At 41.7% G+C, this 216-nt stretch carries 1 rRNA gene; it reads right to left on the bottom strand.

The window, feature by feature from the left end:
* Positions 1-97, bottom strand: a 23S ribosomal RNA gene (locus I6E11_RS15020); the annotation flags it as partial.
* Between the last annotated feature and the right edge of the window lie 119 nt (positions 98-216).

Below are 216 nucleotides of genomic sequence, written 5' to 3'. Positions count from 1 at the left end.
GGTTATTTGCACCTCCCCGTGACTTATCGCAGCTTATCACGTCCTTCATCGCCTCCGAGAGCCAAGGCATCCGCCATGCGCCCTTGCTTACTTTCATTATCACGTACACACCCTGTTTTTAAACAGAGCGGATGATATATACTTTTAGCTCTTTTGGTTTTGACCAAATTTTTATTTTTCAGCTTGTTACATCATGTCAAAGATCTTTTTTATGTG

Source organism: Bacteroides caecigallinarum (assembly GCF_021531075.1).
Classification (GTDB): Bacteria; Bacteroidota; Bacteroidia; order Bacteroidales; family Bacteroidaceae; genus Phocaeicola; species Phocaeicola caecigallinarum_B.
The sequence above is the reverse complement of the archived record's forward strand: the minus strand, read 5'-3'. Positions and strand labels throughout refer to the sequence as shown.